The 25,313-nt window shown below is 69.1% G+C and carries 20 protein-coding genes and 3 pseudogenes; 6 read left to right on the forward strand and 17 right to left on the reverse strand.

Going from position 1 to position 25,313, the window contains the following annotated elements:
• Positions 1-3: 3 nt before the first annotated feature.
• Positions 4-363 (forward strand): AlpA family phage regulatory protein, encoded by a 360-nt coding sequence (locus QE438_RS05530; protein ID WP_306991914.1) that lies wholly within the window; start codon positions 4-6, stop codon positions 361-363.
• 16 nt (positions 364-379) lie between these two features.
• On the opposite strand, the gene QE438_RS05535 is transcribed toward QE438_RS05530, so the two are convergent.
• The 5 genes and pseudogenes from QE438_RS05535 to folD all read right to left on the reverse strand — a co-directional run bounded on the left by QE438_RS05535 (position 380) and on the right by folD (position 5,583).
• Positions 380-904, reverse strand: coding sequence for a DNA-binding protein (locus QE438_RS05535; protein ID WP_306991913.1), 525 nt, complete (start codon positions 902-904; stop codon positions 380-382).
• A gap of 4 nt (positions 905-908) precedes the next feature.
• Positions 909-1,101: pseudogene (locus tag QE438_RS05540) on the reverse strand (hypothetical protein); the annotation flags it as partial.
• Positions 1,102-1,373: 272 nt separating this feature from the next.
• Entirely contained in the window at positions 1,374-2,939 is a 1,566-nt protein-coding gene (gene guaA, locus QE438_RS05545; protein WP_306991911.1) for a glutamine-hydrolyzing GMP synthase, read from the reverse strand.
• 130 nt (positions 2,940-3,069) lie between these two features.
• A complete protein-coding gene (gene guaB, locus QE438_RS05550; protein ID WP_130518363.1) occupies positions 3,070-4,527 on the reverse strand; it encodes an IMP dehydrogenase in 1,458 nt (485 codons plus the stop codon).
• Between the two features lie 159 nt (positions 4,528-4,686).
• Entirely contained in the window at positions 4,687-5,583 is an 897-nt protein-coding gene (folD, locus tag QE438_RS05555) for a bifunctional methylenetetrahydrofolate dehydrogenase/methenyltetrahydrofolate cyclohydrolase FolD (protein WP_286574505.1), read from the reverse strand.
• 49 nt (positions 5,584-5,632) lie between these two features.
• On the opposite strand from folD, the gene QE438_RS05560 reads away from it, so the two are divergent.
• The gene (locus QE438_RS05560; protein WP_130533134.1) at positions 5,633-5,929 is read left to right on the forward strand and encodes a DUF1244 domain-containing protein; all 297 of its coding nucleotides are present in this window, start codon (positions 5,633-5,635) and stop codon (positions 5,927-5,929) included.
• Positions 5,930-5,987: 58 nt separating this feature from the next.
• Here the strand turns inward: QE438_RS05560 and QE438_RS05565 are convergent, their stop codons facing one another.
• Positions 5,988-6,869, reverse strand: coding sequence for a LytTR family DNA-binding domain-containing protein (locus QE438_RS05565; protein ID WP_306991907.1), 882 nt, complete (start codon positions 6,867-6,869; stop codon positions 5,988-5,990).
• 184 nt (positions 6,870-7,053) lie between these two features.
• Here QE438_RS05565 and QE438_RS05570 point away from each other — a divergent pair, with 184 nt between their 5' ends.
• A complete protein-coding gene (locus QE438_RS05570) occupies positions 7,054-8,634 on the forward strand; it encodes a glycosyltransferase family 39 protein (RefSeq protein ID WP_306991905.1) in 1,581 nt (526 codons plus the stop codon).
• 23 nt (positions 8,635-8,657) lie between these two features.
• On the opposite strand, the gene recJ is transcribed toward QE438_RS05570, so the two are convergent.
• The 5 genes from recJ to carA form a co-directional block, all read right to left on the reverse strand.
• The gene (gene recJ / locus QE438_RS05575; RefSeq protein ID WP_306991903.1) at positions 8,658-10,442 is read right to left on the reverse strand and encodes a single-stranded-DNA-specific exonuclease RecJ; all 1,785 of its coding nucleotides are present in this window, start codon (positions 10,440-10,442) and stop codon (positions 8,658-8,660) included.
• Positions 10,439-11,356 carry a phosphoglycerate mutase gene (locus QE438_RS05580; protein ID WP_307183999.1) on the reverse strand — a complete coding sequence of 306 codons (918 nt, stop codon included), beginning with the start codon at positions 11,354-11,356 and terminating at the stop codon, positions 10,439-10,441. The genes recJ and QE438_RS05580 overlap by 4 nt, the downstream gene beginning before the upstream one ends.
• A gap of 146 nt (positions 11,357-11,502) precedes the next feature.
• Positions 11,503-11,979, reverse strand: coding sequence for a transcription elongation factor GreA (gene greA, locus QE438_RS05585; RefSeq protein ID WP_130518259.1), 477 nt, complete (start codon positions 11,977-11,979; stop codon positions 11,503-11,505).
• On the reverse strand, positions 11,976-15,218 hold the full coding sequence (gene carB, locus QE438_RS05590; protein WP_306991901.1) for a carbamoyl-phosphate synthase large subunit: 3,243 nt from the start codon (positions 15,216-15,218) through the stop codon (positions 11,976-11,978). Before carB ends, greA begins: the two co-directional genes overlap by 4 nt.
• 95 nt (positions 15,219-15,313) lie before the next feature.
• Positions 15,314-16,444 carry a glutamine-hydrolyzing carbamoyl-phosphate synthase small subunit gene (carA, locus tag QE438_RS05595; protein WP_306991899.1) on the reverse strand — a complete coding sequence of 377 codons (1,131 nt, stop codon included), beginning with the start codon at positions 16,442-16,444 and terminating at the stop codon, positions 15,314-15,316.
• Between the two features lie 306 nt (positions 16,445-16,750).
• Here carA and QE438_RS05600 point away from each other — a divergent pair, with 306 nt between their 5' ends.
• From QE438_RS05600 to QE438_RS05610, 3 genes are all read left to right on the forward strand, one after another.
• Positions 16,751-17,488 (forward strand): prolipoprotein diacylglyceryl transferase family protein, encoded by a 738-nt coding sequence (locus tag QE438_RS05600; RefSeq protein WP_306991897.1) that lies wholly within the window; start codon positions 16,751-16,753, stop codon positions 17,486-17,488.
• 267 nt (positions 17,489-17,755) lie between these two features.
• Positions 17,756-18,907 (forward strand): radical SAM protein, encoded by a 1,152-nt coding sequence (locus tag QE438_RS05605; protein ID WP_309732661.1) that lies wholly within the window; start codon positions 17,756-17,758, stop codon positions 18,905-18,907.
• Positions 18,904-19,095 (forward strand): hypothetical protein, encoded by a 192-nt coding sequence (locus QE438_RS05610; RefSeq protein ID WP_130522630.1) that lies wholly within the window; start codon positions 18,904-18,906, stop codon positions 19,093-19,095. Before QE438_RS05605 ends, QE438_RS05610 begins: the two co-directional genes overlap by 4 nt.
• A gap of 25 nt (positions 19,096-19,120) precedes the next feature.
• On the opposite strand, the gene dapB is transcribed toward QE438_RS05610, so the two are convergent.
• The 6 genes and pseudogenes from dapB to dnaJ all read right to left on the reverse strand — a co-directional run bounded on the left by dapB (position 19,121) and on the right by dnaJ (position 25,220).
• The gene (dapB, locus tag QE438_RS05615) at positions 19,121-19,855 is read right to left on the reverse strand and encodes a 4-hydroxy-tetrahydrodipicolinate reductase (RefSeq protein ID WP_306991892.1); all 735 of its coding nucleotides are present in this window, start codon (positions 19,853-19,855) and stop codon (positions 19,121-19,123) included.
• Positions 19,852-21,058 (reverse strand): annotated as a pseudogene (locus QE438_RS05620) (PLP-dependent aminotransferase family protein). The gene dapB and the pseudogene QE438_RS05620 overlap by 4 nt, the downstream one beginning before the upstream one ends.
• A 184-nt stretch (positions 21,059-21,242) precedes the next feature.
• The gene (locus QE438_RS05625; protein WP_309736181.1) at positions 21,243-21,710 is read right to left on the reverse strand and encodes a GNAT family N-acetyltransferase; all 468 of its coding nucleotides are present in this window, start codon (positions 21,708-21,710) and stop codon (positions 21,243-21,245) included.
• A 15-nt stretch (positions 21,711-21,725) separates the two neighbouring features.
• A pseudogene (locus tag QE438_RS05630) lies at positions 21,726-22,829 on the reverse strand (prephenate dehydrogenase); the annotation flags it as partial.
• Positions 22,826-23,737 carry a pyridoxal kinase gene (pdxY, locus tag QE438_RS05635; RefSeq protein WP_306991889.1) on the reverse strand — a complete coding sequence of 304 codons (912 nt, stop codon included), beginning with the start codon at positions 23,735-23,737 and terminating at the stop codon, positions 22,826-22,828. The gene pdxY and the pseudogene QE438_RS05630, both read right to left, overlap by 4 nt.
• A gap of 355 nt (positions 23,738-24,092) precedes the next feature.
• Positions 24,093-25,220: a molecular chaperone DnaJ gene (dnaJ, locus tag QE438_RS05640; RefSeq protein WP_130522635.1), complete on the reverse strand. Its 1,128-nt coding sequence runs from the start codon at positions 25,218-25,220 to the stop codon at positions 24,093-24,095.
• Positions 25,221-25,313 lie beyond the last annotated feature (93 nt).

Raw genomic sequence — 25,313 nt, forward strand, 5'->3', positions numbered from 1 at the left:
CTCATGGAGTCTGACGTGGAACAACACTCGCAATCATCCCATGCGCTCCCCTTTCCCGGAACGGAAGCCTACGAAGCACTGCCGCAGTTTCCGAAGGGTAGCCCCCTTCCCTTCCGGCGCACCATCCGCCGTCAGGAACTGCGGCAGATCGTGCCCTTGTCCGAAACGACCATCTACGAAATGGAGCGCCGCGGCGAATTCCCGCGCCGCTTCAACCTGACACCGCGCTGCGTCGTGTGGGACTTGGCCGAAGTGGGAGCGTGGATCGAACAACGCAAGCAAGCTCCTCGCGGTCGTGTCTCGAAGCCGGATGTTCACCAACGAAAAACCCGCCCTGTTCGGGCGGGTTCGAGTGAGGCATGAAACCGGCGAACGGCGCTTATCCGACCAAGGCTTCCAGTTCCTCGGACGCCGAGCGTGGCAAGCGCCGCCCCTCCTTCGCCACGTTGACCTGCAAGGCCACCCGCGCCACATCCAGGATCGTTTGCGCCAGCGAGTAGCTGCCTCTTGCCTGCAACCAGGTCAGCACGTCGGCCAAGTGCCATATCGATGCGCTGCCCTCATGCACGGGCGCCGGGAAGCTGCCCGGATGGGCCAGCATCAGCTTGCGCATGTTCTGCCGCGACACGCCCACGATGTCGGCCACGTCGGTCAGACCGACCAGATCCGGCGCGACTTCGATCAGCCGCGCCGACGGTGCAGCGCGGCGCACATCGGCCAACGCGCTGCGCATGGCAGCGCCGGCGTCGGACGCTTCTCGGGTGAACTCCAACGCCAACCTGCCCGGCTGGCCGATGCCGACCAAGGCATCATCGCAGCCGGCTTCGCCCAGGCGCTCGACCAGTGCATCCGGGTCGCGGTCGTCGTCGATGAGCTGGTATTTCAGAGTGAAGGTGTATTCCATCGCGCTACTCCTTGGCATCGTCATCAGCATCCGTGCTGCTTGCGATGCGTGGTGCAGTTGTCCACGACCCGCCGCAAGGCGCGAGCGTGGTTGCCGGGGTTCTTCGGCGTACTCCATACCGACGTGATGCAGAACTCGCCGCAGCGGCACTCCTCGTCGTTGTACGGGCAGTAAATCCGCCCCCAGGCATGGCTGCCGCTTATCGTCAGGGATCAGGAGACCTGCTGATGACCGGAAAGCCGCGTAAAACAAGCTTTCCCGAGAAGATTTTTACCGTCAAAGACGGTAAAAATCTGAATAGTGAACGAGAATGTCTTAATCCGGCCTCGATTCGCACCGCCACTTTTATCGTCAAATTTTTTTGCTGGCTGGCGATAGCCGCCGATAGATGCCGCGACGCATTCGCTTCCAAATCAACACGTTACGTCAGTTTTTCGATAGCAGGCGATAGTCCTCGAAGGACGTAAATTCACTCCCACTCGATCGTCGCCGGCGGCTTGCCGGAGATGTCGTAGACCACGCGCGAGACGCCGCGCAGTTCGTTGATGATGCGGTTGCTGACGGTGCCGAGGAAGTCGTACGGCAGGTGCGCCCAGTGCGCGGTCATGAAGTCGATGGTCTCCACCGCGCGCAGGGCGATGACCCATTCGTAGGCGCGGGCGTCGCCGACCACGCCGACCGACTTGACGGGCAGGAACACGGCGAAGGCCTGGCTGGTCTTGTCGTACAGATCGGCCTTGCGCAGTTCGTCGATGAAGATGGCATCGGCCTTGGCCAGCAGTTCGGCGTACTCGGGCTTGACCTCGCCCAGGATGCGCACGCCCAGGCCGGGGCCGGGGAACGGATGGCGGTAGACCATGGTGCGCGGCAGGCCGAGCTCGACGCCCAGGCGGCGCACCTCGTCCTTGAACAGCTCGCGTAGCGGTTCGACCAGGCCCAGCTTCATGTGCTCGGGCAGCCCGCCGACGTTGTGATGGCTCTTGATGACGTGGGCCTTGCCGGTCTTGCTGCCGGCCGATTCGATCACGTCCGGGTAGATGGTGCCCTGGGCCAGCCACTTGGCGTTGCTGAGCTTGTTGGACTCCTCGTCGAAGATCTCAACGAACAGGTTGCCGATGATCTTGCGCTTGGCTTCCGGATCGCTGACGCCTTCCAGCGCCTTGAAGTAGCGCTGCGCGGCGTTGACCCGGACGACCTTGACGCCCATGTGCTCGGCGAACATCGCCATCACCTGGTCGCCTTCCTGCCAGCGCAGCAGGCCGGTGTCGACGAATACGCAGGTCAGCTTGTCGCCGATCGCCTTGTGCAACAGCGCGGCGACCACCGACGAATCCACGCCGCCGGACAGGCCCAGGATCACCTCGTCCTCGCCGACCTGGGCGCGAACGCGGGCGATCTGGTCCTCGATGATGTTGGCCGCGGTCCACAGGGTCTGGCAGCCGCAGATGTCGACCACGAAGCGGCGCAGCAGGGTCTGGCCCTGCAGGGTGTGGGTGACCTCGGGATGGAACTGGACGCCGTACCAGCGCTTGTCCTCGTTGGCCATGGCGGCCACCGGGATACGGTCGGTGGTGGCGGTGATGGTGAAGCCCGGCGGCGCGACGGACACATGGTCGCCATGGCTCATCCAGACATTCAGGCGCGGCGCGCCGCCGTGGTCGCTCAGGCCCTTGAACAGCGCATCGGCGTGGATCACGTTGACTTCGGCATGGCCGAACTCGCGCTGGTCGGCCGCTTCGGTCGCCCCGCCCAGCTGCGCGGCCAGGGTCTGCATGCCGTAGCAGATGCCGAAGATCGGCAGGCCCGAGTCGAACACTTCCTGCGGCGCGGCCGGTGCGCCCGGCAGCGTGGTCGATTCCGGACCACCGGAGAGGATGATGCCCTTGGGCTGGAACGCGGCGATCTCGGCCGGGTCGTGATCCCAGGCCCAGATCTCGCAGTACACGCCGATCTCGCGGATGCGGCGGGCGATCAGCTGGGTGTACTGCGCGCCGAAATCGAGGATCAGGATCTTGTCGGTGTGGATGTTGGTCATCGGGGCCGGGATTGGGGATTCGGGATTAGGGATTCGCAACAGCGGGATGGCGGCGATGCGCACTGCCGATGAAGACGCGGCGGGTGACTACCAATCCCCAATCCCGAATCCCCAATCCCGCGCACAGGCATCAGCCTGCGCGGTAGTTCGGCGGTTCCTTGGTGATCTGCACGTCGTGGACGTGGCTCTCGCGCTGGCCGGCGCCGGTGATGTGCACGAACTGCGGCTTGGTGCGCATCTCCTCGATGGTCGCGCAGCCCACGTAGCCCATCGTGGCGCGCAGGCCGCCGATCAGCTGGTGGATGATCGCGCTCAGCGGGCCGCGGTACGGCACGCGGCCTTCGATGCCTTCGGGCACCAGCTTGTCGGCGTCGGAGGCGTCCTGGAAGTAGCGGTCCTTGGAGCCCTTCTCCATCGCGCCCAGCGAGCCCATGCCGCGGTAGCTCTTGTAGCTGCGGCCCTGGAACAGCTCGACCTCGCCCGGGGCTTCCTCGGTGCCGGCGAACAGGCCACCGGCCATCACCGTGGAGGCACCGGCGGCCAGCGCCTTGCCGATGTCGCCCGAGTAGCGGATGCCGCCGTCGGCGATCAGCGGGATGCGGTCCTGCAGCGCCTCGGCAACCATGTTGACCGCGGTGATCTGCGGCACGCCCACGCCCGCCACCACGCGCGTGGTGCAGATCGAACCCGGGCCCACGCCGACCTTGACCGCATCGGCGCCGGCGTCCATCAGCGCCAGCGCGGCGTCGCCGGTGACGATGTTGCCGCCGATCACCTGCAGCTGCGGATAGGTCTTCTTGACCCAGGCCACGCGATCCAGCACGCCCTGCGAATGGCCGTGCGCGGTGTCGACGATGATCACGTCCACGCCGGCGGCGGCCAGCGCCTCGACGCGCTGCTCGGTGTCGCCGCCGACGCCGACCGCGGCGCCCACCAGCAGGCGGCTGTCGCGGTCCTTGGCGGCGTTGGGACTGTCGGACTTCTTCTGGATGTCCTTGACCGTGATCAGCCCGCGCAGGGCGAAGGCGTCATTGACCACCAGCACCTTCTCGATGCGGTGCTTGTGCAGCAGCTCGAGCACTTCCTCGTCGCTGGCGCCTTCGCGCACGGTGATCAGGCGATCCTTCTTGGTCATGATGTGGCGGACCGGATCGTCGAGCTTCTTCTCGAAGCGCATGTCGCGGCTGGTGACGATGCCCACCAACTGGTTGCCGTCGACCACCGGCACGCCGGAGATGTTGCGCGCGCGGGTGAGCTTGAGCACCTCGGCGATGGTGGTGTCCGGGCCGACCGTGAACGGCTCGGTGATCACGCCGGCCTCGAAGGTCTTGACCTTGGCCACTTCGGCGGCCTGGGCCTCGACGGTGAGGTTCTTGTGGATGATGCCGATGCCGCCCAGCTGGGCCATGGTCACGGCCAGGCGATGCTCGGTCACCGTGTCCATCGCCGCCGACAGCAGCGGCAGCTTGAGTTTGAGGTCGCGGGTCAGGCGCGTTTCCAGGTTCACGTCCTTGGGCAGGACGGTCGAGTGCGCGGGGACCAGGGAAACGTCGTCGTACGTCAGTGCTTCAGCCAGGATGCGGAGCATCGGCTCACCTAACCGGTTCTAGGGAAGCGCGACATTTTAACGTATTTGGGGCGGGGATTGGGGATTCGGGATTGGGGATTGGCCACAACAAAGCGTCCCGCTGCCGTCCGATCTCCGACGTAAAGGGCACCGGCCGACGCATGCCCTTTGCCGTTGCTTTTAGCCAATCCCGAATCCCGAATCCCCAATCCCCGCCGCATCAGCAGCCTCGATCGTGTTCTGCATCAGCGTGGCCACGGTCATCGGGCCCACGCCGCCGGGCACCGGGGTGATCCAGCTGGCGCGCTGGGCGGCGGCCTCGAAACCGACGTCGCCGGTGAGGCGGCCATCGTCCAGGCGGTTGATGCCCACGTCGATCACCACCGCGCCGGGCTTGACCCACTCGCCCGGGATCAGCTGCGGCCGGCCGACCGCGACCACCAGGATGTCGGCATTGCGCACGCTAGCTTCGAGCACATCGGCCGGGGTGAACTTGTGGCAGCAGGTCACCGTGCAGCCGGCGATCAGCAGTTCCAGCGCCATCGGCCGGCCCACGTGGTTGGACACGCCGACGATGGTGGCGTTGCGCCCGCGCACCGGCTGGTCGGTGTGGCCCAGCAGGGTGACGATGCCGCGCGGGGTGCAGGGGCGCAGGCCGAATTCGCGCAGGGCCAGGTGGCCCACGTTCTCCGGGTGGAAGCCGTCCACGTCCTTGCGCGGGTCGATGCGGTGGATCAGCCGGCGCGCGTCGGGAATGCCCGGCAGCGGCAGCTGCACCAGGATGCCGTGGATCTTCGGGTCGGCGTTGAGCTGGTCGATCAGGGCCAGCAGCTGGCCTTCCGTGGTGCCGGCCGGCAGATCGTAGTCGTGGGCGACGATGCCGACCTTCTCGGCCGCGCGGCGCTTGTTGCGCACGTAGACCGTGCTGGCCGGGTCGCCGCCCACCAGCACCACGGCCAGGCCCGGCGCGCCCTGGCCGGCGGCCACACGCGCGTCGACCCGCTGCTTGAGCTGGTCCAGGAGGTCCTCGGCGATGCGACGGCCATCGAGGATGCGGGCGGGGGCGGAAGCGGTCATCGAAGGCGCGGTATAGAGTGCAGGCCCCCTATTGTCCCCGATTGGCACCATGACCGACACCACGCACCTCGAAGCGGCCGCCTTCCGCCGCCTGCTGCAGCATCTCAACGTCGAGCGGCCGGACGTGCAGAACATCGACCTGATGATCCTGGCCGGCTTCTGCCGCAACTGCCTGTCGGACTGGTACCGCGAGGCGGCCGAGGCCGCCGGCACGCCGATGACCAAGGACCAGGCCCGCGAGGCGGTCTACGGCATGCCCTTCGCCGAATGGAAGGCCCGGCACCAGCCCGAGGCCACGGCCGAGCAGCTGGCCGCGTTCGAGGCGGCACGCAAGCGGCACGGCTGAGACTGGGGCTGAAAGCCACCCCCCTGCACGTGCAGGCGCGCAGGGCCGGTGCCGCTGCTCAGCCCTCGCCCACGCCCAGCTTCTCGCGCAGCGCGGCGCGGTAGGTGCGGCTGCACGGCAGCGTGGTGCCGTCCTTCAGGTGGATGCGGGCCTCGCCGCCATCGATGGGTTCGATCGAGGCCACCTGGGCCAGGTTGACGATGTAGCTGCGCTGGATGCGCACGAAGCGGTCCGGGTCCAGTCTGGCGGCGATCTCGGTCATCGTGCTGCGCAGCGGGTAGTCGTGGCCGCGCACGCGCAGGTTGACGTAGTTGCCCGCCGCACGGACCCATTCGACCTCATCGGTGGCGACCAGGAAGTCGCGCCCGAGCTTGCGCACCAGGAACCGCTCGGGCCGGTCCACCGGCTCCAGCGGCTGGCCCTCGTCCGGCGGGGCCAGCAGGCTGGCCTCGCCCTGCAGGCGGCGCATGGCCAGCCGATAGAGCTCGATCAGCAACACCCACCAGAAGTAGCCGCGCACGTCCTTGAGATACTCGTAGAACAGGCCCTTGGGCCAGTTGCCGAAGTCGTAGTGACCGCCCATCCACCAGTAGGCCAGCGTGCGCAGGGCGACCATGCCCGACACATGCGTCACCGAGACCGCCACGCTGAACAACAGATGCCGCGGCAGCTGCCTGCGCCAGGTGTTCCAGTGGAATGGATAGCGGCGGGTGAACCAGGCGATCGGCCAGACCATCGCCAGCCACATCAGGTGACTCGAGCATTCCCAGACCACCGGCTCCCAGTCGGCGAAGTGCAGCCCGACCTTGTGGATGTCCATGATCACGGTGACGCTGCTGAAGGTCGCCCCCACCACCGCGTTGAGCACCCAGAAGCCGATCTCGAACCAGCGCTTCCACGGCAGGAAGCGTTCGTAGGCGGTCGTTGCGGGTGCAGGCATCCGGCCATTCTACGAGTCCTTCGATCCGTGCCGCTCCCATCGCGGCGCTTGCCGCCGCGCGTGCTCGGCGCCCCGTCCCCCCAGGCCCGCGGTTGGTCCCAAACCCGCGGGGTGTGGTCACTTTCGGCTGGTCCGGCCAGGACGCAGGGGAAACACTGAGCAACATCCCGGCCGACGCTCTGCCATGACCACTTCCGTGCCTGCTCCTCTCCCCGATCACCACCCCGATGGCTCCGAGCTGTCTGCGGCTACTCCGGTCGGTGCGCGTGACCGCCGTGCCGATCTGATGCTGCTGCTTGCGCTGGGGCTGCTGCGCTTGATCGTCCATCTGTGGCTCAACGGCGCCTATGGCTTCCACCGGGACGAACTGCAGGTGCTGGACGACGCCCGGCATCTGGACTGGGGCTATGTGCCCTACCCGCCGCTGGTGCCATGGCTGGCGCGGCTGGAGCTGGCCGTGTTCGGGACCTCGCTCATCGGCTTCCGCATCGTGGCCGTGCTCGCCCAGTGCGGTGCGATGGTGCTGGCGGGACTGATCGCCGCCGAGCTCGGCGGCCGGCGCTTCGCCCAGGTCTGCACGGCGCTGGCCACGGCGTGCATGCCGTTCGGCCTGGTCAACAGCAGCATCCTCATGTACTGCGGCCCGGACCTGCTGTGGGTGGTGGCGGCCGCGTGGCTGGTGCTGCGCCTGGCCAAGGGCGGCGACCTGCGCCTGTGGCTTGCGCTCGGCGCGGTCTTCGGCCTTGGGCTGATGACGCGCTACACCATCGTGTACTGGGCCATCGGCCTGGCTGCGGGCGTGCTGGCCGGACCGATGCGCGTGCAGCTGCGCACGCGCTGGCCCTGGCTGGGCGTGGGCGTGGCCTTCGCGATCTTCCTGCCCAATCTGATCTGGCAGGTGCGGCACGACTTCATCTACCTGGACTTCGTCGCCCACATCCATGCGCGCGATGTGGCCATCGGCCGCACGGACCTGTTCCTTCCCGAGCAACTGTATGCCAATGCCAGCGCGCTGACCCTGCCGATCTGGCTGGCGGGACTGGGATTCCTGACGCTGGCCGGTTCGATGCGCCCTTACCGCGTGCTGGCCTGGATGTATGCGGTGCCGTTGCTGCTGTTCGCGCTCTCGCGGGGACGCGGCTACTACATGGCGCCGGGCTATCCGATGCTGCTGGCGGCCGGCTACGTGGCCATCGAGCGCTGGTGCGCCTCCATGCCGGCGGGTCGCGCGCGTGGACTGCGCATCGCCGTGGCTGCCTTGCTGGCGGTCGGCCTGCCGCTGGGCGCATCGCTGCATCTGCCGATCGCGCCGATCAACTCCCCGCTCTGGCACTTCAACCGGCGCCTGCACGGCGACTATGCCGAGCAGGTGGGCTGGCAGGAAATGGCCCAGCGCGTGGCCATGGTCTACCGCGCCCTGCCCAAGGCCGAGCGGGCCCACACCGCCATCCTGGCCAACAACTATGGAGAAGCCGGCGCCATGGCCCTGTATGGCCCGGCGCTCGGCCTGCCACCGGTGATCAGCCGGACCAACTCGGCCTGGTATCGCGGCTATGGCAACCCGCCGCCGAGCGTGATCATCGAACTGGGCAATACCGAAGAGGATCAGCGCGGCAGCGTCGCCAAATGCACCTCGCACGGCGTCTTCCGCAACCGCGAGGGCGTAGCCAACGAGGAATCGGCGAACGGCTACGCGATCTTCGTCTGCCGCGACATCCCGCCGATCTGGCCGCAGATCTGGGGTGTCAAGCCTCGGTTCGGTTGAGCGGCGCGGGCGCGCGGCCTGGTTCAGGCTGAAACGCAGTACTCGACGATCAGCTGGATCGCGTCGCCGCCGCGATAGTCGTCCGGGGCCAGGCGATAGGCGATGTGCAGCCGGGGCGGTGGCGGTTCGCGCGTGAGGCCGTTGAAGTGGATCGCGTCCAGCGGCTTGCTGCGCTGCGGGCAGCGCAGCACCAGCTTGCGATGGCGCTCGCCGATCGGCCGCCAGTCGATCACCTCGAACACGCCGTCGAACAGCGGTTCGGCGAAGCCCTGCCCCCACGGCCCGCCGTCGCGCAGGGCCTCGGCGTGGGCGCGGTCGAACTCGTGCGGCAGCAGCTCACCGTCGCTGAGCAGTTCGGCCTGCAGCAGCGCGGCATCGAGCGTGGCGGCGGCGTACGCGCGGAAGGCGGCCTCGAACGCCGGCAGCTGCGCGCGCTCCAGGCTCAGGCCGGCGGCCATCGCATGACCGCCGAACTTCTGCATCAGCCCCGGATGCTGGGCATCGACCGCCGCCAGCGCATCGCGGATATGGAAGCCGGGGATCGAGCGCGCCGACCCGCGCAGCGCGTCGCTGCCGGGCTCGGCCGGGGCGAAGGCGATCACCGGGCGATGCACGCGATCCTTCATTTTCGAGGCGACCAGGCCGACCACGCCCGGATGCCAGTCGGCATCGAACAGGCACACCGCGATCGGCACCTCGCCATCGAGTGCGGCGACCTTGGACAGCGCGGCCTCGGCCGCATCGGTCATCTGCTGCTGCACGCCGCGGCGTTCGGCGTTGATCGCGTGCAGCACGCCGGCCATCTCGCGCGCCGGGCCGTCCTCGTCGCACAGCAGGCAGGCGATGCCCAGCGCCATGTCCTCCAGCCGGCCGGCGGCGTTCAGACGCGGCGCGACGGCGAAGCCGACATCGGCGGCGCTGAGCGTCTCGGCGCGGCGGCCGCAGACCTCGATCAGCGCCCGCAGGCCGGCGCAACCCTGCCCCGCCCGCAGCCGGCGCAGGCCGGCGGCGACCAGCGCACGGTTGTTGGCATCCAGCGGCACCAGATCGGCGATGGTGCCGACGGCGACCAGGTCGAGCAGTGCAGTCAGATCGGGCCGGTTTTTCGGAGGAACGCGGCCATGGAGGTCCGCCGTCTGATGCTCGCGATCAGCGCCTGCCCTCGACTCGCTCGATGGATGATCGCCATAAAGCCTGCGGCGCAGCGCCAGCAGCACGTAGAACATCACCCCGACCCCGGCCAGCGCCTTGCTGGGGAAGCCGTCGCCGGCCAGGTTGGGATTGACGATGGCGTGCGCGGGCGGCAGCGCGGCGCCGGGCAGATGGTGGTCGGTGACCAGCACCTGCCAGCCCAGGGCGCGCGCCTGCGCGATGCCGGCATGGCAGGCGATGCCGTGGTCGACGGTGACCAGCAGGTCGGGCTTGAGAGCGGCCAGCTCGGACACCAGCGAGGGCGACAGTCCGTAGCCGTGGGTCACGCGATTGGGCACCGCGGGGGTGACGTGGCGCGCGCCGAGCAGGATCAGCCCGCGCACGGCGACCGCGCAGGCCGTGGCGCCATCGCAGTCGAAGTCGCCGACCACGACGATGTGCCGGTCCTGCGCGATGGCCTCGGCCAGCAGCGTCACCGCCGCGTCCATGCCGCCGAGCAGCTCCGGTGGATGCAGCTGGGCCAGGCGCGGGCGCGCCTGGGCTTCGGCCAGGGCGCCGCGCCCGGCGTAGATCCGCTGCAGCAGCGGCGGCACGGCGTCCGGCCACGGGCCGCCGGCGGCGACGCTGCGCCGGGTGATGCGGGTGGCCGGCCTCATGCGTCCAGGCGTGTCAGCGTGCGGCGCAGCAAACGCCAGCGCTGGCCGGCGGTGAGCGTGAAGCCGGCGCCGTCCTGGAAGTCCAGCACCACGCGCGCCAGCTCCCCGCGGCGCAGTTCGGCCAGCAGCGGCGCCAGCACCTGGTCGGTGAACATCGCCGGCGACTTGAGATGGCGCAGGTCGACCAGCGCGTCGACGCCCTGTTCCAGGGCATCGGAGGTGCCGGCCTGTCGCGCCAGCGCCAGCAGCAGCTCGTCGCGGCTGCGCACCTGCCGATACGGCGTGGTGACCGCCTGCGGCAGCACGCCGGGGCCCCAGAACCACAGCGCGTTGACCGCCGGCTTGCCCTGCGCGGCGCGCTGGGCGTTCCAGGGGTGCTGGTGCAGCAGCACCTGGGCTTCGGTGAACAGCGCGCGCCAGCGGCGCCCGGCATCGCCATGCGGCAGATGGCCGAACAGGTCGTCGCCCAGCACCTGCTCGGGCGCGGCGAATTCGGGCAGTGGCGTGTCGCTCAGCAGGCGCAGATACCAGCGCGCGGGCGTCGGCGCGTCCAGCAGGAAGCCGGCATCGCCGAACAGCGGCTTGAGCGCCGGCAGCAGCGCATCGACGTCGTCCTGTTCCAGGCCCAGCGCGGGTCCATGCGCGAGCAGGCGCGCGCCGGTCATGTCCGGCGCCAGAAAGGCGGGATCTGCGCGCAGCCAGCGCGACTGGGCGGCATCGCCGGCGTCGAGCTGCCGGGTCAGCGCCGCGACCGGCCAGTGATCGGGGACCAGTTGGAAATGCCGGCGCAGCTGGGCGCGCTCGCCCGCCTCGCCCTGGTCGCGGTCGGCGCGGGCCAGGGCCTTGCCGGCCTGGGGCGGCAGCTCGCCGGCGAGCTGGGCACGCGCCGGCAGCAGCAAGGTCGCGGACGCCATGCTAGTGCGACGGACCAAGGTCGAGGCGCACGTGACGCATCGAGCGAAGACGCGCGGTGTGCTTCGGCGCCTGGCCGAAGCCGTGCCGCGCGATCACGCCATCGCACCGCAGGCGATCAACGCCGCGCATCGGCACGCCCACGCGCTCAGGCGCCGTAGGAGACGCTGACGATCTCGTACTCGTGCTCGCCCGCGGGCGCCTGGATGGTGACGCTGTCGCCCTCGTTCTTGCCGATCAGCGCGCGCGCGATCGGCGAGGAGATGGCGATCAGCGACTGCTTGATGTCCGCCTCCAGGTCACCCACGATCTGGTACTTCTTCTCCTCGTCGGTGTCGACGTCGGCCAGCACCACGGTGGCGCCGAACACCACGCGCGTCCCGGCGTTGAGCGCGGCCACGTCGATCACCTCGGCGGTGGACAGCTCGCTCTCCAGCTGGTTGATGCGGCCTTCGATGAAGCCCTGCTGCTCGCGGGCGGCGTGGTACTCGGCGTTTTCCTTCAGGTCGCCGTGCGCACGCGCCTCGGCGATGGCGGCGATCACTTCCGGACGCTTGACCGACTTGAGGTGGTCGAGCTCGTCACGCAGGCGCTGGGCGCCCTGCTTGGTGATGGGGGCTCTCATGCTTGCAACTCCTTGTGCAGCTCCTGCAGCGCCAGCACGGGGCCGGTGCCACGGAACTCCAGCGAATTCACCAGCGCGCGCGCGCCGGCGATGGTGGTCGAATACGTGAGGCGCTGCTGCAGCGCTTCACGACGGATGGAGAACGAGTCGGAGATCGCGCGACGGCCCTCGGTCGTGTTGACGATGTAGACGATCTCGCCATTCTTTATCAGGTCCACGATATGCGGGCGGCCGTCGGTGACCTTGTTGACCTGCGCGCATTCGAAGCCGTGCGCGCGCAGCCATTGTGCCGTACCGACCGTGGCCACCAACGTGAATCCACGCTCGACCAGCGCCTGGGCCACCGGCAGCACGCGCTGCTTGTCCGGGTCGCGCACCGAGACGAAGGCCTTACCCGGCTGCGGGGCCTTGATGCCGCCGGCCTCCTGCGCGCGCGCCATCGCCGCGCCGAAGCTGCGGCCCACGCCCATCACCTCGCCGGTCGAACGCATCTCCGGCCCCAGGATCGGATCGACGCCCTGGAACTTGGCGAACGGGAAGATCGCCTCCTTCACCGAGTAGTAGTCCGGCACGACCTCGACCGTGGCGCCCTGCTCGGCCAGCGTCTTGCCGGCCATGCAGCGTGCGGCGATCTTGGCCAGCGCCACACCGGTGGCCTTGGACACGAACGGCACCGTGCGCGAGGCGCGCGGATTGACTTCCAGCAGGTAGACCACGTCCTGGCCGTCGTCGCCGGTCTGGATGGCGAACTGGGTGTTCATCAGGCCGACCACGTTCAGGGCCTTGGCCAGTTCCACCACCTGGCGGCGCAGCTCGGCCTGGGTCTGGGCGGAGAGCGAGTACGGCGGCAGCGAGCACGAGGAGTCGCCCGAGTGCACGCCGGCTTCCTCGATGTGCTCCATCACCCCGCCGATCAGGACCTGACCGTCCTTGTCGGCGATGATGTCCACATCGCACTCGACCGCGTTGTCCAGGAAGCGGTCCAGCAGCACCGGCGAATCGTTGGACACCTTGACCGCATCGCGCACGTAGCGCGCCAGGTCCGACTCGCCATAGACGATCTCCATGGCGCGGCCGCCGAGCACGTAGCTCGGACGCACCACCAGCGGATAGCCGATCTCGCGCGCCAGCAGCAGCGCTTCCTGGTCGTTGCGGGCGATGCGGTTGGGCGGCTGCTTCAGGCCGAGCTTGTCGACCAGCTGCTGGAAGCGCTCGCGGTCCTCGGCCAGGTCGATCGAGTCGGGCGAGGTGCCGATCACCGGCACGCCGTTGGCCTCCAGCGCACGCGCCAGCTTCAGCGGGGTCTGGCCGCCGTACTGGACGATCACGCCCTGGGGCTGCTCCAGCTCGACGATGGCCAGCACGTCTTCCAGCGTCAGCGGCTCGAAGTACAGACGGTCGGAGGTGTCGTAGTCGGTCGAGACGGTTTCCGGGTTGCAGTTGACCATGATGGTCTCGAACCCGTCCTCGCGCAGCGCCAGCGCCGCATGCACGCAGCAGTAGTCGAACTCGATGCCCTGGCCGATGCGGTTGGGGCCGCCGCCGAGGATCATGATCTTGTCGCGCTGGGTCGGCTGGGCCTCGCACTCGTCCTCGTAGGTCGAGTACAGGTAGGCGGTGCTGGTGGCGAACTCGGCCGCGCACGAGTCCACGCGCTTGTAGACCGGCTTGACGCCCAGCGCCTTGCGCAGCACGCGCACGGCGCCCTCGTCGGTACCGGCCAGCTGGGCCAGGCGCGCATCGGAGAAGCCGGCGCGCTTGAGCCTGCGCATGCGCGCCTTGTCCAGCGAGCCCAGGCCTTCGGCGGCCACGCGCTGCTCCTCGGCGATGATCTCCTCGATCTGGTCCAGGAACCACGGATCGATGAAGGACAGCGCGTAGATCTCCTCCACGCTCATGCCGGCGCGGAACGCATCGCCCACGTAGAACAGACGCTCCGGGCCGGGGGCCTTGAGCTCGCGGCGCAGCGTGGCCAGGTCGTCCTCGCTGCTCAGGTCCAGGCCGGTGGGGTCGAAGCCGACCTTGCCGGTCTCCAGGCCGCGCAGCGCCTTCTGCACCGACTCCTGGAAGGTGCGGCCCATGGCCATCACCTCGCCTACCGATTTCATCTGCGTGGTCAGGCGCGCATCGGCCTGCGGGAACTTCTCGAAGGCAAAGCGCGGGATCTTGGTGACCACATAGTCGATCGAGGGCTCGAACGAGGCCGGGGTCAGGCCGCCGGTGATCTCGTTCTTCAGCTCATCCAGCGTATAGCCCACCGCCAGCTTGGCCGCGACCTTGGCGATCGGGAAGCCGGTGGCCTTGGAGGCCAGCGCCGAGGAGCGCGACACGCGCGGATTCATCTCGATCACCACCACCCGGCCGGTGGTCGGGCTGATGCCGAACTGCACGTTCGAGCCGCCGGTGTCCACGCCGATCTTGCGCAGCACCGCGATGGAGGCATCGCGCAGGCGCTGGTATTCCTTGTCGGTCAGGGTCTGGGCCGGGGCGACGGTGATCGAGTCGCCGGTGTGCACGCCCATCGGGTCCAGATTCTCGATCGAGCAGACGATGATGCAGTTGTCCGCGGTGTCGCGGACCACTTCCATCTCGAACTCCTTCCAGCCCAGCACCGACTCTTCCACCAGCACTTCGTGCACCGGCGAGAGTTCCAGGCCGCGCTTGATGATCTCCTCGAACTCTTCCTTGTTGTAGGCGATGCCGCCGCCGGTGCCGCCCAACGTGAAGGACGGCCGGATGATGGTCGGGTAGCCGACCTTGGCCTGGATCTCGACGGCCTGCTCGAAGCTGCGCGCCACCTCGGCCTTGGGGCATTCCAGGCCGATCTCGCCCATGGCCACGCGGAACAGCTCGCGGTCCTCGGCCATGCGGATGGCGTCGCGCTTGGCGCCGATCAGCTCGACGTTGTACTTCTCCAGCACGCCGTGATCGGCCAGGTCCAGCGCGCAGTTCAGCGCGGTCTGACCGCCCATGGTCGGCAGCAGCGCGTCGGGGCGCTCCTTGGCGATGATCTTCTCGACCGTCTGCCAGTTGATCGGCTCGATGTAGACCGCGTCGGCCATCTCCGGGTCGGTCATGATCGTGGCCGGGTTGGAGTTGACCAGCACCACGCGGTAGCCCTCGTCGCGCAGCGCCTTGCAGGCCTGTGCGCCGGAGTAGTCGAACTCGCAGGCCTGGCCGATGACGATCGGGCCGGCGCCGATGATGAGGATGGTCTTGAGGTCGGTGCGCTTTGGCATTTCGCTACTCGTGTTGGCGTCGCGCAGGCGGCGGCGACGCTGGAATCGGAAGGCATGGCCGCGGCCATGCCGACAAGGCGGTCAGATGCGCGGACTCAGCCGCGCGCCTGGGTTTCCATCAGCTCGACGAACCGGTCGAACAGCGGCGAGACGTCGTGCGGGCCGGGCGAGGCTTCCGGGTGGCCCTGGAAGGAGAACGCCGGCGCATCGGTCAGCGCGATGCCCTGGTTGGTGCCGTCGAACAGCGAGCGGTGGGTCACGCGCACATTGGCCGGCACGCTGGCCTCGTCCACCGCGAAGCCGTGGTTCTGCGAGGTGATCATCACCCGGCCCGAGTCCAGGTCGATGACCGGATGGTTGGCGCCGTGGTGGCCGTGCCCCATCTTCACCGTCTTCGCCCCGGCGGCCAGCGCCAGTAGCTGATGGCCCAGGCAGATGCCGAAGGTCGGCACCTTCCTGGCGACGAATTCCTTGATCGCTTCGATGGCGTAGTCGCACGGCTCCGGATCGCCCGGGCCGTTGGACAGAAACACGCCGTCGGGATTGAGCGCCAGCACCTGCGCCGCAGGCGTCTGCGCCGGCACCACGATCACCTCGCAGCCACGTTCGGCCAGCATGCGCAGGATGTTGAGCTTGACGCCGTAGTCATAGGCCACGACCTTGAACTTGGCCGCGGCCTGGACCGGCTTGCCGGTATCCAGGTCCAGCTGGCCCTCGGTCCACGGATAGGTCTTGTCGGTAGAGACCACCTTGGCCAGGTCCATGCCCTTTAGGCCGGGGAACTTGCGTGCGGCTTCCAGCGCCTGCTCGACATCGATCTGCCCGGCCATCAGCGCGCCGTTCTGCGCGCCCTTCTCGCGCAGGATGCGCGTGAGCTTGCGGGTGTCGATGCCGGCGATGGCGACCACGCCGCGCGCGGCCAGCCAGTCCTGCAGCGAGATCTGGCTGCGCCAGTTGCTGGGACGGCGCGGCACGTCGCGCACGATCAGGCCGGCCGACCAGACCTTGGCGGCCTCGTCGTCCTGGTCGGTGCAGCCGGTGTTGCCGATATGGGGATAGGTCAGCGTGACGAGCTGACGGGCGTAGGACGGATCGGTGACGATCTCCTGATAGCCGGTCATGGCGGTGTTGAACACCACTTCGCCGACGGACAGGCCGTTCGCGCCGACCGATTCACCCTCGAATACGGTGCCGTCTTCGAGGACCAGGATTGCGGGTTGGGTCACTGCAGGTTCGCCTTGGGGATGGGAGGAACCCTGCGCCCACGTCCAACTTGCGGCTGCAAGAAACCGCGGACGCGGCGCTTCTCCGGTCCGAGGCGATGTGGGTTAACAGGCGAGTGCGAATTGTACGGACCCGGCGCCCCCCGCGCCAGCCGCTTTTTTCGCACGGTGCCCTGGCCTGACGAAATTCGCTCAAGGTTGCGGCGGGGCGAGCAACCCCTCACCTGCCACCTAAGACCGCAGGATGTGGCGTGCTTCACGCGGCGATCGGGAGCTCGACACGCCACGCCGACAGCTACACTGGCCTTGATGACGCTGAACGCCTACTGGCTTCATACCCTCATGGAGGCGGCCGCCTATTCGGTGGGCTTCCAGCTCTATCTGCGCGAGCGCCGCCGCCTGCCCTACCCCGGGCAGACCGACCGGGTCCAGGCGCTGCTGCTGGTCGCCGGCACCGTGCTAGGCGCGGCCGTCGGCAGCAAGATCGCCTACTGGCTCTACGATCCTGCGTCTGCCTTCGACTTCCCCTCGTTCCGTCGCCTGCTGGAAGGCAAGTCCATCATCGGTGCGCTGCTGGGCGGCTGGGCCGGCGTCGAGCTCGCCAAGCGCCTTGCCGGGATCCGCGGCTCGACCGGCGATGCCTTCGTCCTGCCGCTGACGGTGGGCATGATCATCGGGCGCATCGGCTGTTTCCTGGGCGGGCTGGCGGACCATACCTACGGCAACCCCACCACCCTGCCCTGGGGCGTGGACTTCGGCGATGGCATCGCGCGCCACCCGACCCAGCTTTACGAGATCGTCTTCGTCGCACTGTGGGGCGGGCTGTTGACCCGCTATGGCGGCCGCCTGCCGCGCCCGGGCGACCGCTTCAAGCTGTTCCTGGTCGGCTACCTGCTCTACCGCCTGGCGGTCGAGTCGATCCGGCCGATCCCGCTGTACTACTTCGGTGTGCTGTCCGGCCTGCAGCTGCTGTGCGTCCTGGGCGTGGCCTACCATGTGCGCGACCTCCCACGCATCGCATGGACCCCTGCATGGCGGCAAAAGTAAGGCCTTACCTGTTCTACGACACCGCGGTGTCGGTGTGCTCGACCTGCCTGCGCCGGGTGGAGGCGACCATCCTGTTCAAGGACGGCGGCGTCTACCTGGAGAAGTGGTGCCCGCAGCATGGCCGCGAGCGCGTGCTGGTGGCCGACGACATTGAGTACTACCGCCTGTGCCGCGAGCGCTTCATCAAGCCGCCCGAATTGCCGCAGCGCTTCAACACCGAGCGGCGCTGGGGGCTGCCCCTACGACTGCGGGCTGTGCCCCGAGCACATGCAGCACAGCTGCCTGACCCTGATCGAGGTCACCGATCACTGCAATCTGCGCTGCCCGATCTGCTATGCCGATTCGGGCCCGCATCGCCCCGGCTTTCGCGACCTGGCCACGATCGAGCGCATGCTCGATGCGGTGGTCGCCAACGAGGGCGAGCCGGACGTGGTGCAGATCTCCGGCGGCGAACCGACCCTGCACCCGCAGTTCTTCGAGATCCTCGATGCGGCCAAGGCCCGTCCGATCCGCCACCTGATGGTCAACACCAACGGGCTGCGGATCGCCAAGGACCCGGCGTTCGTCGAACGCCTGGCCGATTACATGCCCGGCTTCGAGCTGTACCTGCAGTTCGATTCCTTGCGCGATGAGGTCCACCAGGAGCTGCGCGGTGCACGCCTGGCGGAGGTCCGGCGCCGGGCGCTGGAGGCCCTAAACCGGCTCGGCATCTCGACCACGCTGGTGGTCACGGTCAAGAAGGGCCTCAACGATGGCGAGCTGGGCGAGATCATCGACTTCGCCCGGCGCCAGCCCTGCGTGCGCGGCGTCACCTTCCAGCCGATCCAGCACGCAGGCCGCACCGAGGGCTACGACCCGGCGCGCGACCGTCTGACGCTGACCGAGGTGCGGCGCGGCATCCTCGAGCAGAGCCCGCTGTTCCGGCCCGAGGACCTGATCCCGGTCCCCTGCCATCCCGATGCGCTGGCGATGGCCTACGCGCTGAAGCTGGAGGACCGCGTCGTGCCGCTGACCGGTCTGATCCCGCCGGAGGTGCTGATCGAGGGCGGCCGCAACAGCATCGTGGTGGAGAAGGACGATCAGCTGCGCGAGGCCGTGTTCAAGCTGTTCGCCACCAACCATTCGCCGCAGTCGCAGGCCTGCTCATTGTCCGACCTGCTCTGCTGCCTGCCGCAGGTGCAGGCCCCGCAGGGGCTGGACTACCGCAACGTCTTCCGTGTGCTGATCATGGCCTTCATCGACGCGGAGGGCTTCGATCTGCGCTCGGTGAAGAAGAGTTGCGTCCACATCGCCCAGCCCGATGGCACGATCGTGCCGTTCGACACCTTCAACCTGTTCTACCGCGACGACCGGCGTCAGCAGCTGCAAGCGCTGCGCGCCTGGGTCGACGGCACCCCGCTCAAGGACGCAACGGCATGAACACCGCGGACCAAGACGACACCTCGCCATCGCAGGCACAGCCGCCCGAACTCCCGCCCGCACCCGAGCCGCAGCGCGGCGGCCTGCCGGTCTGGGCCAAGGTCATCATCGGCATCCTGGCCACGATCGGCGGGCTGACCCTCCTGCTGGCGGCGGCGTGCTTCGGCATGATCGCGATGAGCAACTGAGCGACGCCGCGGCCGCGGTACCGCTTCAGTCCAGCAGATCGCGCACGCGATACAGCCCCGGCGGCCGGTCCGTGAGCCGCTGTGCGGCGTGCAGCGCACCGCGAGCGAAGATGTCGCGGTTGGTGGCGCGGTGGGTCAGTTCCACCCGCTCGCCCAGGCCGGTGAACTGGACCAGATGCTCGCCGACGATGTCGCCGGCGCGCAGGCTGGCGTAGCGCGGCGTGGCGCCGGCCAGTTCGACGCCCTGCCCCAGGGTCAGGGCCGTGCCGGACGGGGCGTCCTGCTTGTGGATGTGGTGGGACTCGATGATGTCGCAGTCCCAGCCGGGCAGCGCGGCGGCCGCGCGTTCGACCAGCTCGGCCAGCACGGCCACGCCCAGGCTGAAGTTGGAGGCCCACACCGCGGGGATGTCGCCGCCGGCCTGCTGCAGCGCGGCGCGCTGGGCCTCGGACAGCCCGGTGGTGCCGGAGACCAGCGCAGCCTTGCGCTGCAGGCACAGCGCCAGGATCGGGTCGAACCCTTCCGGCAGGCTGAAGTCGATGGCCACGTCGAACACCGGCGCGCCAGGCAGCTCGCTGGCGGCGAAGTACGCCACGCCATCGACCACGCGCGTGGCCGGCGGGCGATGGGTCACCGCGGCCACGACCTGCAGCGCAGGCTCGCCGGCCGCCAGCCGCAGCAGCGCCTGGCCCATGCGACCCGAGGCGCCATGAATCAGCACCCGCAGCGGCGGGCTCGTGCGGTCGCCCTTCACCGTCATGCGGCCGCGGCGGCTGGCAGGGCGGCGATGGCCTCGGACACCAGTTCGCCCAGAATCTTCATGCCGGCCTCGATCTTCTCGCCCGGCACGGTCACGAACGACAGGCGCAGCGTGTTGATCTGCGGATCGGTGGCGTAGAACGGCGCGCCCGGCACGAAGGCCACGTTGCGCGCGATCGCCTTGGCCAGCAGCGCGGTGGTGTCGATGCCGTGCGGCAGGGTCACCCAGACGAACATGCCACCCTGCGGCCGCGTCCAGTGCGCCTGCGCCGGGAAGTAGCGCTCGAGCGCATCGAGCATCAGCTGGCACTGGCGCGCGTAGAGGCCGCGGATGGTCGGGATGTGCTCGTCCAGGAAGCCATCGCGCACGGTCTCGTAGACGATGCGCTGGCTGAAGGACGGCGTATGCAGGTCGGCGGCCTGCTTGGCCTGGACCAGCTTGGAGAACAGCGGCTCGGGCGCGACCACATAGCCCAGGCGCAGGCCCGGGGCCAGCACCTTGGAGAACGAGCCCATGTAGATCCCGCCTTCGGGGTTGAGCGAAAGCAGGCTGGGCAGGTGCTCACCGCCGTAGCTCAGTTCGCCGTAGGGATCGTCCTCGACCACCGGCACGCCGGCGGCCAGCGCGGTGGCGACCAGCGCCTTGCGCCGGGCCAGCGGCAGGCGCTTGCCGGTGGGGTTCTGGAAGTTGGGCAGGCAGTACATGAAGCGCGCGCCATCCAGCAGCGCGGGCGTGAGCGCGTCGACATCGATGCCGTCCTCGTCCGACGGCATGCCGGCGAAGGCCGGGGCGAACAGCGAGAAGGACTGCAGCGCGCCCAGGTAGCTCGGCGTCTCCACCAGCACCTTGCTGCCCTCGTCGATCACGCGTCTTGCCGAGCAGGTCCAGGCCCTGCTGCGAGCCGGTGACGATCAGCACACGGCTGGCCGGCACCGGCGCGCCGGCGGCGGCAAGCCGCTGCGCCACCCACTCGCGCAGCGGCCCGTAGCCCTCGGTCGGGCCGTACTGCAGCGCGGCCTGCGGCGCCTCGGTGAGCACCTTGTCGGTGGCCGCGCGCATGCGCTCGACCGGGAAGGTCGAGGCGGCCGGCAGGCCGCCGGCGAAGGAGATGACCTCCGGGCGCTCGGTCACTTTGAGGATTTCGCGGATCGCCGAGCTGGTCAGGGCCAGGGCGCGCTGGGACAGGGTGATCTGGGTGCTCATGCCGCCAAGGATACCGCGCGCGCCGGTGCCGCATCGCACTGCGGCGCGGGAAGGCCTTAGTGGCTGCTGGCCGTCCTGCTGGCGAAAAATCCACCAATCCGGAAACGGGCCTTGTCCGGCGCGCCTGGCGCCGGGCTGTCCACAGGGTTGTGCCGCCGGTCATCCACAGGCGGTGTGGAAAACCTCAGCGATGCGACAGACGCATGTGGAACTCGTGCGCATCCTCGCCTTCGACCACGAAGCCCAGCCGCTCGTACAGGCCGCGCGCCGGGTTGGCCTTGAGCACGTGCAGGGTGACGTCCTTGCCGGCGGCGCGCGCCTGCTCGATGTACTCCTCCAGCAGCGCCCGGCCCAGGCCCTGCCCCTGCAGCTCGGGGGCGACCTGGATCTGCATCACCACATGGTCCGGCCCGCTGCGATCGAGCTTGAGCAGGCCCACGATGCGCTCCTCGCGCAGCAGCACCTGCGCATGCTGGTAGCCGTTCAACAGGCGGGCCAGCATGCTGCCGGGCGAGGTATCGACCCCGGAATTGCGCATGTGCTCGCGCATGGTCGCCTCGCGCAGGGCCAGCAGCGCCGGTACGTCGTCCGGCGTGGCCGCGCGCCGCTGCAGCGAGGCGGCCAGGCGCCGCGCCGGCGACAGCGCCGGCATCGACGAGGTCCCGTCGAGCACGCGGCCGATGCCGCTGGCATCGACCTCGGCCGCCGCCCGCGCCAGCGCGCCCAGGTCGACATCCGCATCGAACCCAAGCCGGAAGTGCAGCTCGCCCGCCGGATTGCGCAGCGAATGCAGCGAGGCGATGCTCACCCCGTGCCGCTCGAACACGTGCAGCAGCGCCCTCAGCGAGCCGGGCTGATCCAGCGGCAGATGCACCGACAGGCTGCGCGTCTCGGCCAGGTCGGCCAGCAAGTAGCCGATGCGCTCGAAGCGGTAGTTGCCCTCGGCCAGCGCCGTGGCGCCGATGGCGGCCTTGTTGGCGGCCAGCACGTCCTGGCGGAATCCGCTGCGCGCCGCCTCATCGCCCTGCCCGACCAGATCGCGCAGCCGCGTGACCTCCTCGACCAGCGTGTCCAGCACCTGCGGCACGTGCGGATTGCCGAACTGAATGTCCTCGTAGATGGCCGGATTGAGCGCCAGGATGCGCGCGATCATCGCCCCGTCCATCTCGAAGGACGCCGAGCGGTACGGGAACAGCTCGACCAGCGAGCCGACGTGTTCGGCATGGCGGCGCAGCACGCCGGCCTGGGCCAGGTGGGTGGCGTGGACCAGGGCCTGCACCAGCGCCATGACCTGATCGTGGTGCTCGGGCGTGGTGCGCACGCACTGGGCCTGCAGCGCATCGAGCAGCCGCTGCAGCCAGGGCCGCCAGGCGTCCAGGCGCGCCTCGCACACCACCATCGGCCGACCCTTGAGCGTGGGCGACTTGGGCGGCGCGGTCATCGGATGCAGGCCGACGACTTCGGCCTGCGAGGCGAGCATCGCGGCGACCGGGCCGGTCTTGATCGAGGTCAGGTCGATCCACAGCTGCCCGGCCTCGCGCCCGGCCGCCAGGCGCACGTAGTCGCCGATCACCTGCTCGGTGATGCGGATCGGCGCGCTGAACACCAGCACCTGGGCCTGTTCGATCAACGCCTGTGGCGTGTGCGAGGCGGGATCGGCCGGATCCTGGCCGATGACACGCACGCTCAGGTGCCGCCCGAGGAAGGCGCCCAGCCAGCGGCCGTAGGCGCCGGCGCTGCCGACGATGCCGACGCAGGACACCGGGCTCATGCCAGCCGCTGCGCGGGGAAGCGCGCCGGGGTGGCCAGCGCCGCGGGCGCGGCGGCGTGCACGTCCAGTTCCTCGACACCCGCGGCCAGGGTGGCCTCCAGCGCGGCGTGCACGCCGGCCAGGGCGCTGCCGATCGCGTGCTCGAGCGGCTCACCGCGCAGATGCAAGCCCAGGGTCAGCGCGACCAGCACATCGCCGGTGCCGGCCACGTCCACCGGCAGCCACGGCGTGGCCCAGCGATACACCGCCTCGCGCCCGACCAGCAGCGTGACCAGCTCGCCCGGCGCTCCCTCGACGCTATGCACCAGCGCCCACTGCGGCCCACGCGCCAGCAGCTGCCGCGCCGCGGCCAGCGCATCGTCCTGGGCCAGGCTGGGCAGCCCGGTGAGGCGGCCCAGCTCGAAGGCATTGGGCGTAACCATCCACGCACGCGGCAGCAGGCGCTTGACGAAGACCGTCTCCAGCGCCGGTTCGACATAGGGGCCGGTATGGGTGTCGCCGATCACCGGGTCGAGCACGTAGCGCAGCGCCGGGGCCTGCGCCTGGGTGCGCGCCAGCCAGTCGGCGAAGGCCTCACCGTTGGCCAGGCTGCCGAAGTAGCCCGACACCAGGGCGCGGGCGCGCTGCGGCAGGCCGCGCTCGCTGGCGCCGAGCAGCAGATCGGTTAACCACTGCGCCGGCAGGATGTGGCCGCGCAGGGTCGGATAGAAGGGCGTATTGCTGAGCAGCGTGGTCGGCACCTCGGCCACCCGCAGGCCGAGCGCGCGCAGCGGCGGCGCGGCGGCACTGTTGCCGGCATGGCCATAGACCAGCTGCGATTGCACGGTCAGGACATCGACCGGCGCCGGCCCTTCCGGGCGCTGGCGTCGACCGTGGACGAGATGGCTTTCGCGCGTGTCTTGGGTCATGCGCGCATTGTAAGTGGGTGGTGGGGCTGGGAATCGGGATTGGGGATTGGGGATTGGGGATTGAAGCGTCGCCCGCGCATCGCTGCTCCTGCCCCCTCCCTTGCGTGCAGCGCAGGGGAGCTCGAAGTCGCGGCTAGCGACTGAGGGGGAGGGGTTGGCTTTTGCTGTTGCTTGAGCCCTGCTCTTGGCTTTGCTGTTGCCGCTACTTGCGCAGCAAAAGCAAAAGCACCCCTCCCCGGCCCTCCCCTGCGCTGCGCGCAAGGGAGGGGGCGGATCAGGGTGCTTTGCGGGTTTCGGTGGATTGCGGGTATGGCGTGGAGGCTCCGAGTCGGCGAGCCGACTCAGGACCCCAGGCTCACGACGTCATCCGGTCCCAGAAGCCCTTGACGCCATCCAGGAACGTGGCCGACTTGGGCGAATGCTTGCGCGCGTCCTCGCCGACGAAGGTGGCCTCGAACTGCTCGAGCAGCTCGCGCTGCTGCTGGGTCAGGTTGACCGGGGTTTCGACCACGACCTTGCAGAACAGATCGCCGGTGGCGCGGCTGCGCACCGACTTGACGCCCTTGCCGCGCAGGCGGAACAGCTTGCCGGTCTGGGTCTCGGCCGGGACGCGGATCTCCGCCTCGCCGCCCAGGGTCGGCACGCGCACGGTGTCGCCCAGCGCAGCCTGCGAGATGCGGATCGGCACGTCGCAATGCAGATCGTCGCCGTCGCGCTGGAAGATGGCGTGCTCGCGCACGCGCACCTCCACGTACAGGTCGCCCGGCGGGGTGCCGGTCGGGCCGGCCTCGCCCTCGCCGGCCAGGCGGATGCGATCGCCGGTGTCCACGCCGGCCGGGATCTTGACCGACAGCACGCGCTCTTCCTCCACGCGCCCGGCGCCATGGCAGACGCGGCAGGGGTTGCGGATGATCTGGCCGCGCCCGTCGCAGTGCGGGCAGGCCTGCTGCATGGTGAAGATGCCGCGCTGCATGCGCACCTGGCCGCGACCGCCGCAGGTGGTGCAGGTCTCGACCTTGCCGTCCTCCGAACCGCTGCCGTGGCAGGGCTCGCAAACGGCCATGGTCGGGATCTCGATTCGCTTCTCGACCCCGGCGACGGCCTCTTCCAGGTCCAGCTCCATCACATAGCCGATGTCGGCGCCGCGACGGGCCTGACGCGCGCCGCCGGCGCCACCGAAGATGTTGCCGAAGATGTCGCCGAAGATATCGCCCATGTCCGGCCCGCCGAAGCCGGCACCGCCGCCGCCCATGCCGTGCTCGAAGGCCGCATGGCCGTGCTGGTCGTACAGGCGGCGCTTGCCGCCGTCGGACAGCACCTCGTAGGCCTCCTTGCACTCCTTGAACATCACCTCGGCGGTGTGGTCGCCCGGGTTGCGGTCGGGGTGATACTTCATCGCGCAGCGGCGATAGGCCTTCTTCAGCTCCTCGTCGCTGGCGTTGCGGGCCACGCCCAGGACTTCGTAATAGTCACGCTTACTCATAGGCGGGGATTGGGGATTCGGGAATCGGGATTCGTTAACGGCAAAAGCGGAGAGATCCTCTCTCTTCCGCTCCTATTGCACCTAAGGAAGGGA

Source organism: Pseudoxanthomonas sp. SORGH_AS_0997 (genome assembly GCF_031453535.1).
GTDB classification, from domain to species: domain Bacteria; phylum Pseudomonadota; class Gammaproteobacteria; order Xanthomonadales; family Xanthomonadaceae; genus Pseudoxanthomonas_A; species Pseudoxanthomonas_A winnipegensis.

Bases quoted from the DNA above. Each gene is read 5' to 3' on its own strand.
- guaA (WP_306991911.1), bottom strand. From the start codon at position 2,939: ATGACCAACATCCACACCGACAAGATCCTGATCCTCGATTTCGGCGCG.
- carB (WP_306991901.1), bottom strand. From the start codon at position 15,218: ATGCCAAAGCGCACCGACCTCAAGACCATCCTCATCATCGGCGCCGGC.
- QE438_RS05565 (WP_306991907.1), bottom strand. From the start codon at position 6,869: ATGCCTGCACCCGCAACGACCGCCTACGAACGCTTCCTGCCGTGGAAG.
- QE438_RS05560 (WP_130533134.1), top strand. From the start codon at position 5,633: ATGACCGACACCACGCACCTCGAAGCGGCCGCCTTCCGCCGCCTGCTG.
- QE438_RS05610 (WP_130522630.1), top strand. From the start codon at position 18,904: ATGAACACCGCGGACCAAGACGACACCTCGCCATCGCAGGCACAGCCG.
- QE438_RS05530 (WP_306991914.1), top strand. From the start codon at position 4: ATGGAGTCTGACGTGGAACAACACTCGCAATCATCCCATGCGCTCCCC.
- QE438_RS05625 (WP_309736181.1), bottom strand. From the start codon at position 21,710: ATGCCGGCGCTGTCGCCGGCGCGGCGCCTGGCCGCCTCGCTGCAGCGG.
- greA (WP_130518259.1), bottom strand. From the start codon at position 11,979: ATGAGAGCCCCCATCACCAAGCAGGGCGCCCAGCGCCTGCGTGACGAG.
- folD (WP_286574505.1), bottom strand. From the start codon at position 5,583: ATGACCGCTTCCGCCCCCGCCCGCATCCTCGATGGCCGTCGCATCGCC.
- QE438_RS05570 (WP_306991905.1), top strand. From the start codon at position 7,054: ATGACCACTTCCGTGCCTGCTCCTCTCCCCGATCACCACCCCGATGGC.
- pdxY (WP_306991889.1), bottom strand. From the start codon at position 23,737: ATGACCCAAGACACGCGCGAAAGCCATCTCGTCCACGGTCGACGCCAG.
- QE438_RS05535 (WP_306991913.1), bottom strand. From the start codon at position 904: ATGGAATACACCTTCACTCTGAAATACCAGCTCATCGACGACGACCGC.
- QE438_RS05600 (WP_306991897.1), top strand. From the start codon at position 16,751: ATGACGCTGAACGCCTACTGGCTTCATACCCTCATGGAGGCGGCCGCC.
- guaB (WP_130518363.1), bottom strand. From the start codon at position 4,527: ATGCTCCGCATCCTGGCTGAAGCACTGACGTACGACGACGTTTCCCTG.
- recJ (WP_306991903.1), bottom strand. From the start codon at position 10,442: ATGAGGCCGGCCACCCGCATCACCCGGCGCAGCGTCGCCGCCGGCGGC.
- dnaJ (WP_130522635.1), bottom strand. From the start codon at position 25,220: ATGAGTAAGCGTGACTATTACGAAGTCCTGGGCGTGGCCCGCAACGCC.
- QE438_RS05605 (WP_309732661.1), top strand. From the start codon at position 17,756: ATGCAGCACAGCTGCCTGACCCTGATCGAGGTCACCGATCACTGCAAT.
- dapB (WP_306991892.1), bottom strand. From the start codon at position 19,855: ATGACGGTGAAGGGCGACCGCACGAGCCCGCCGCTGCGGGTGCTGATT.
- QE438_RS05580 (WP_307183999.1), bottom strand. From the start codon at position 11,356: ATGGCGTCCGCGACCTTGCTGCTGCCGGCGCGTGCCCAGCTCGCCGGC.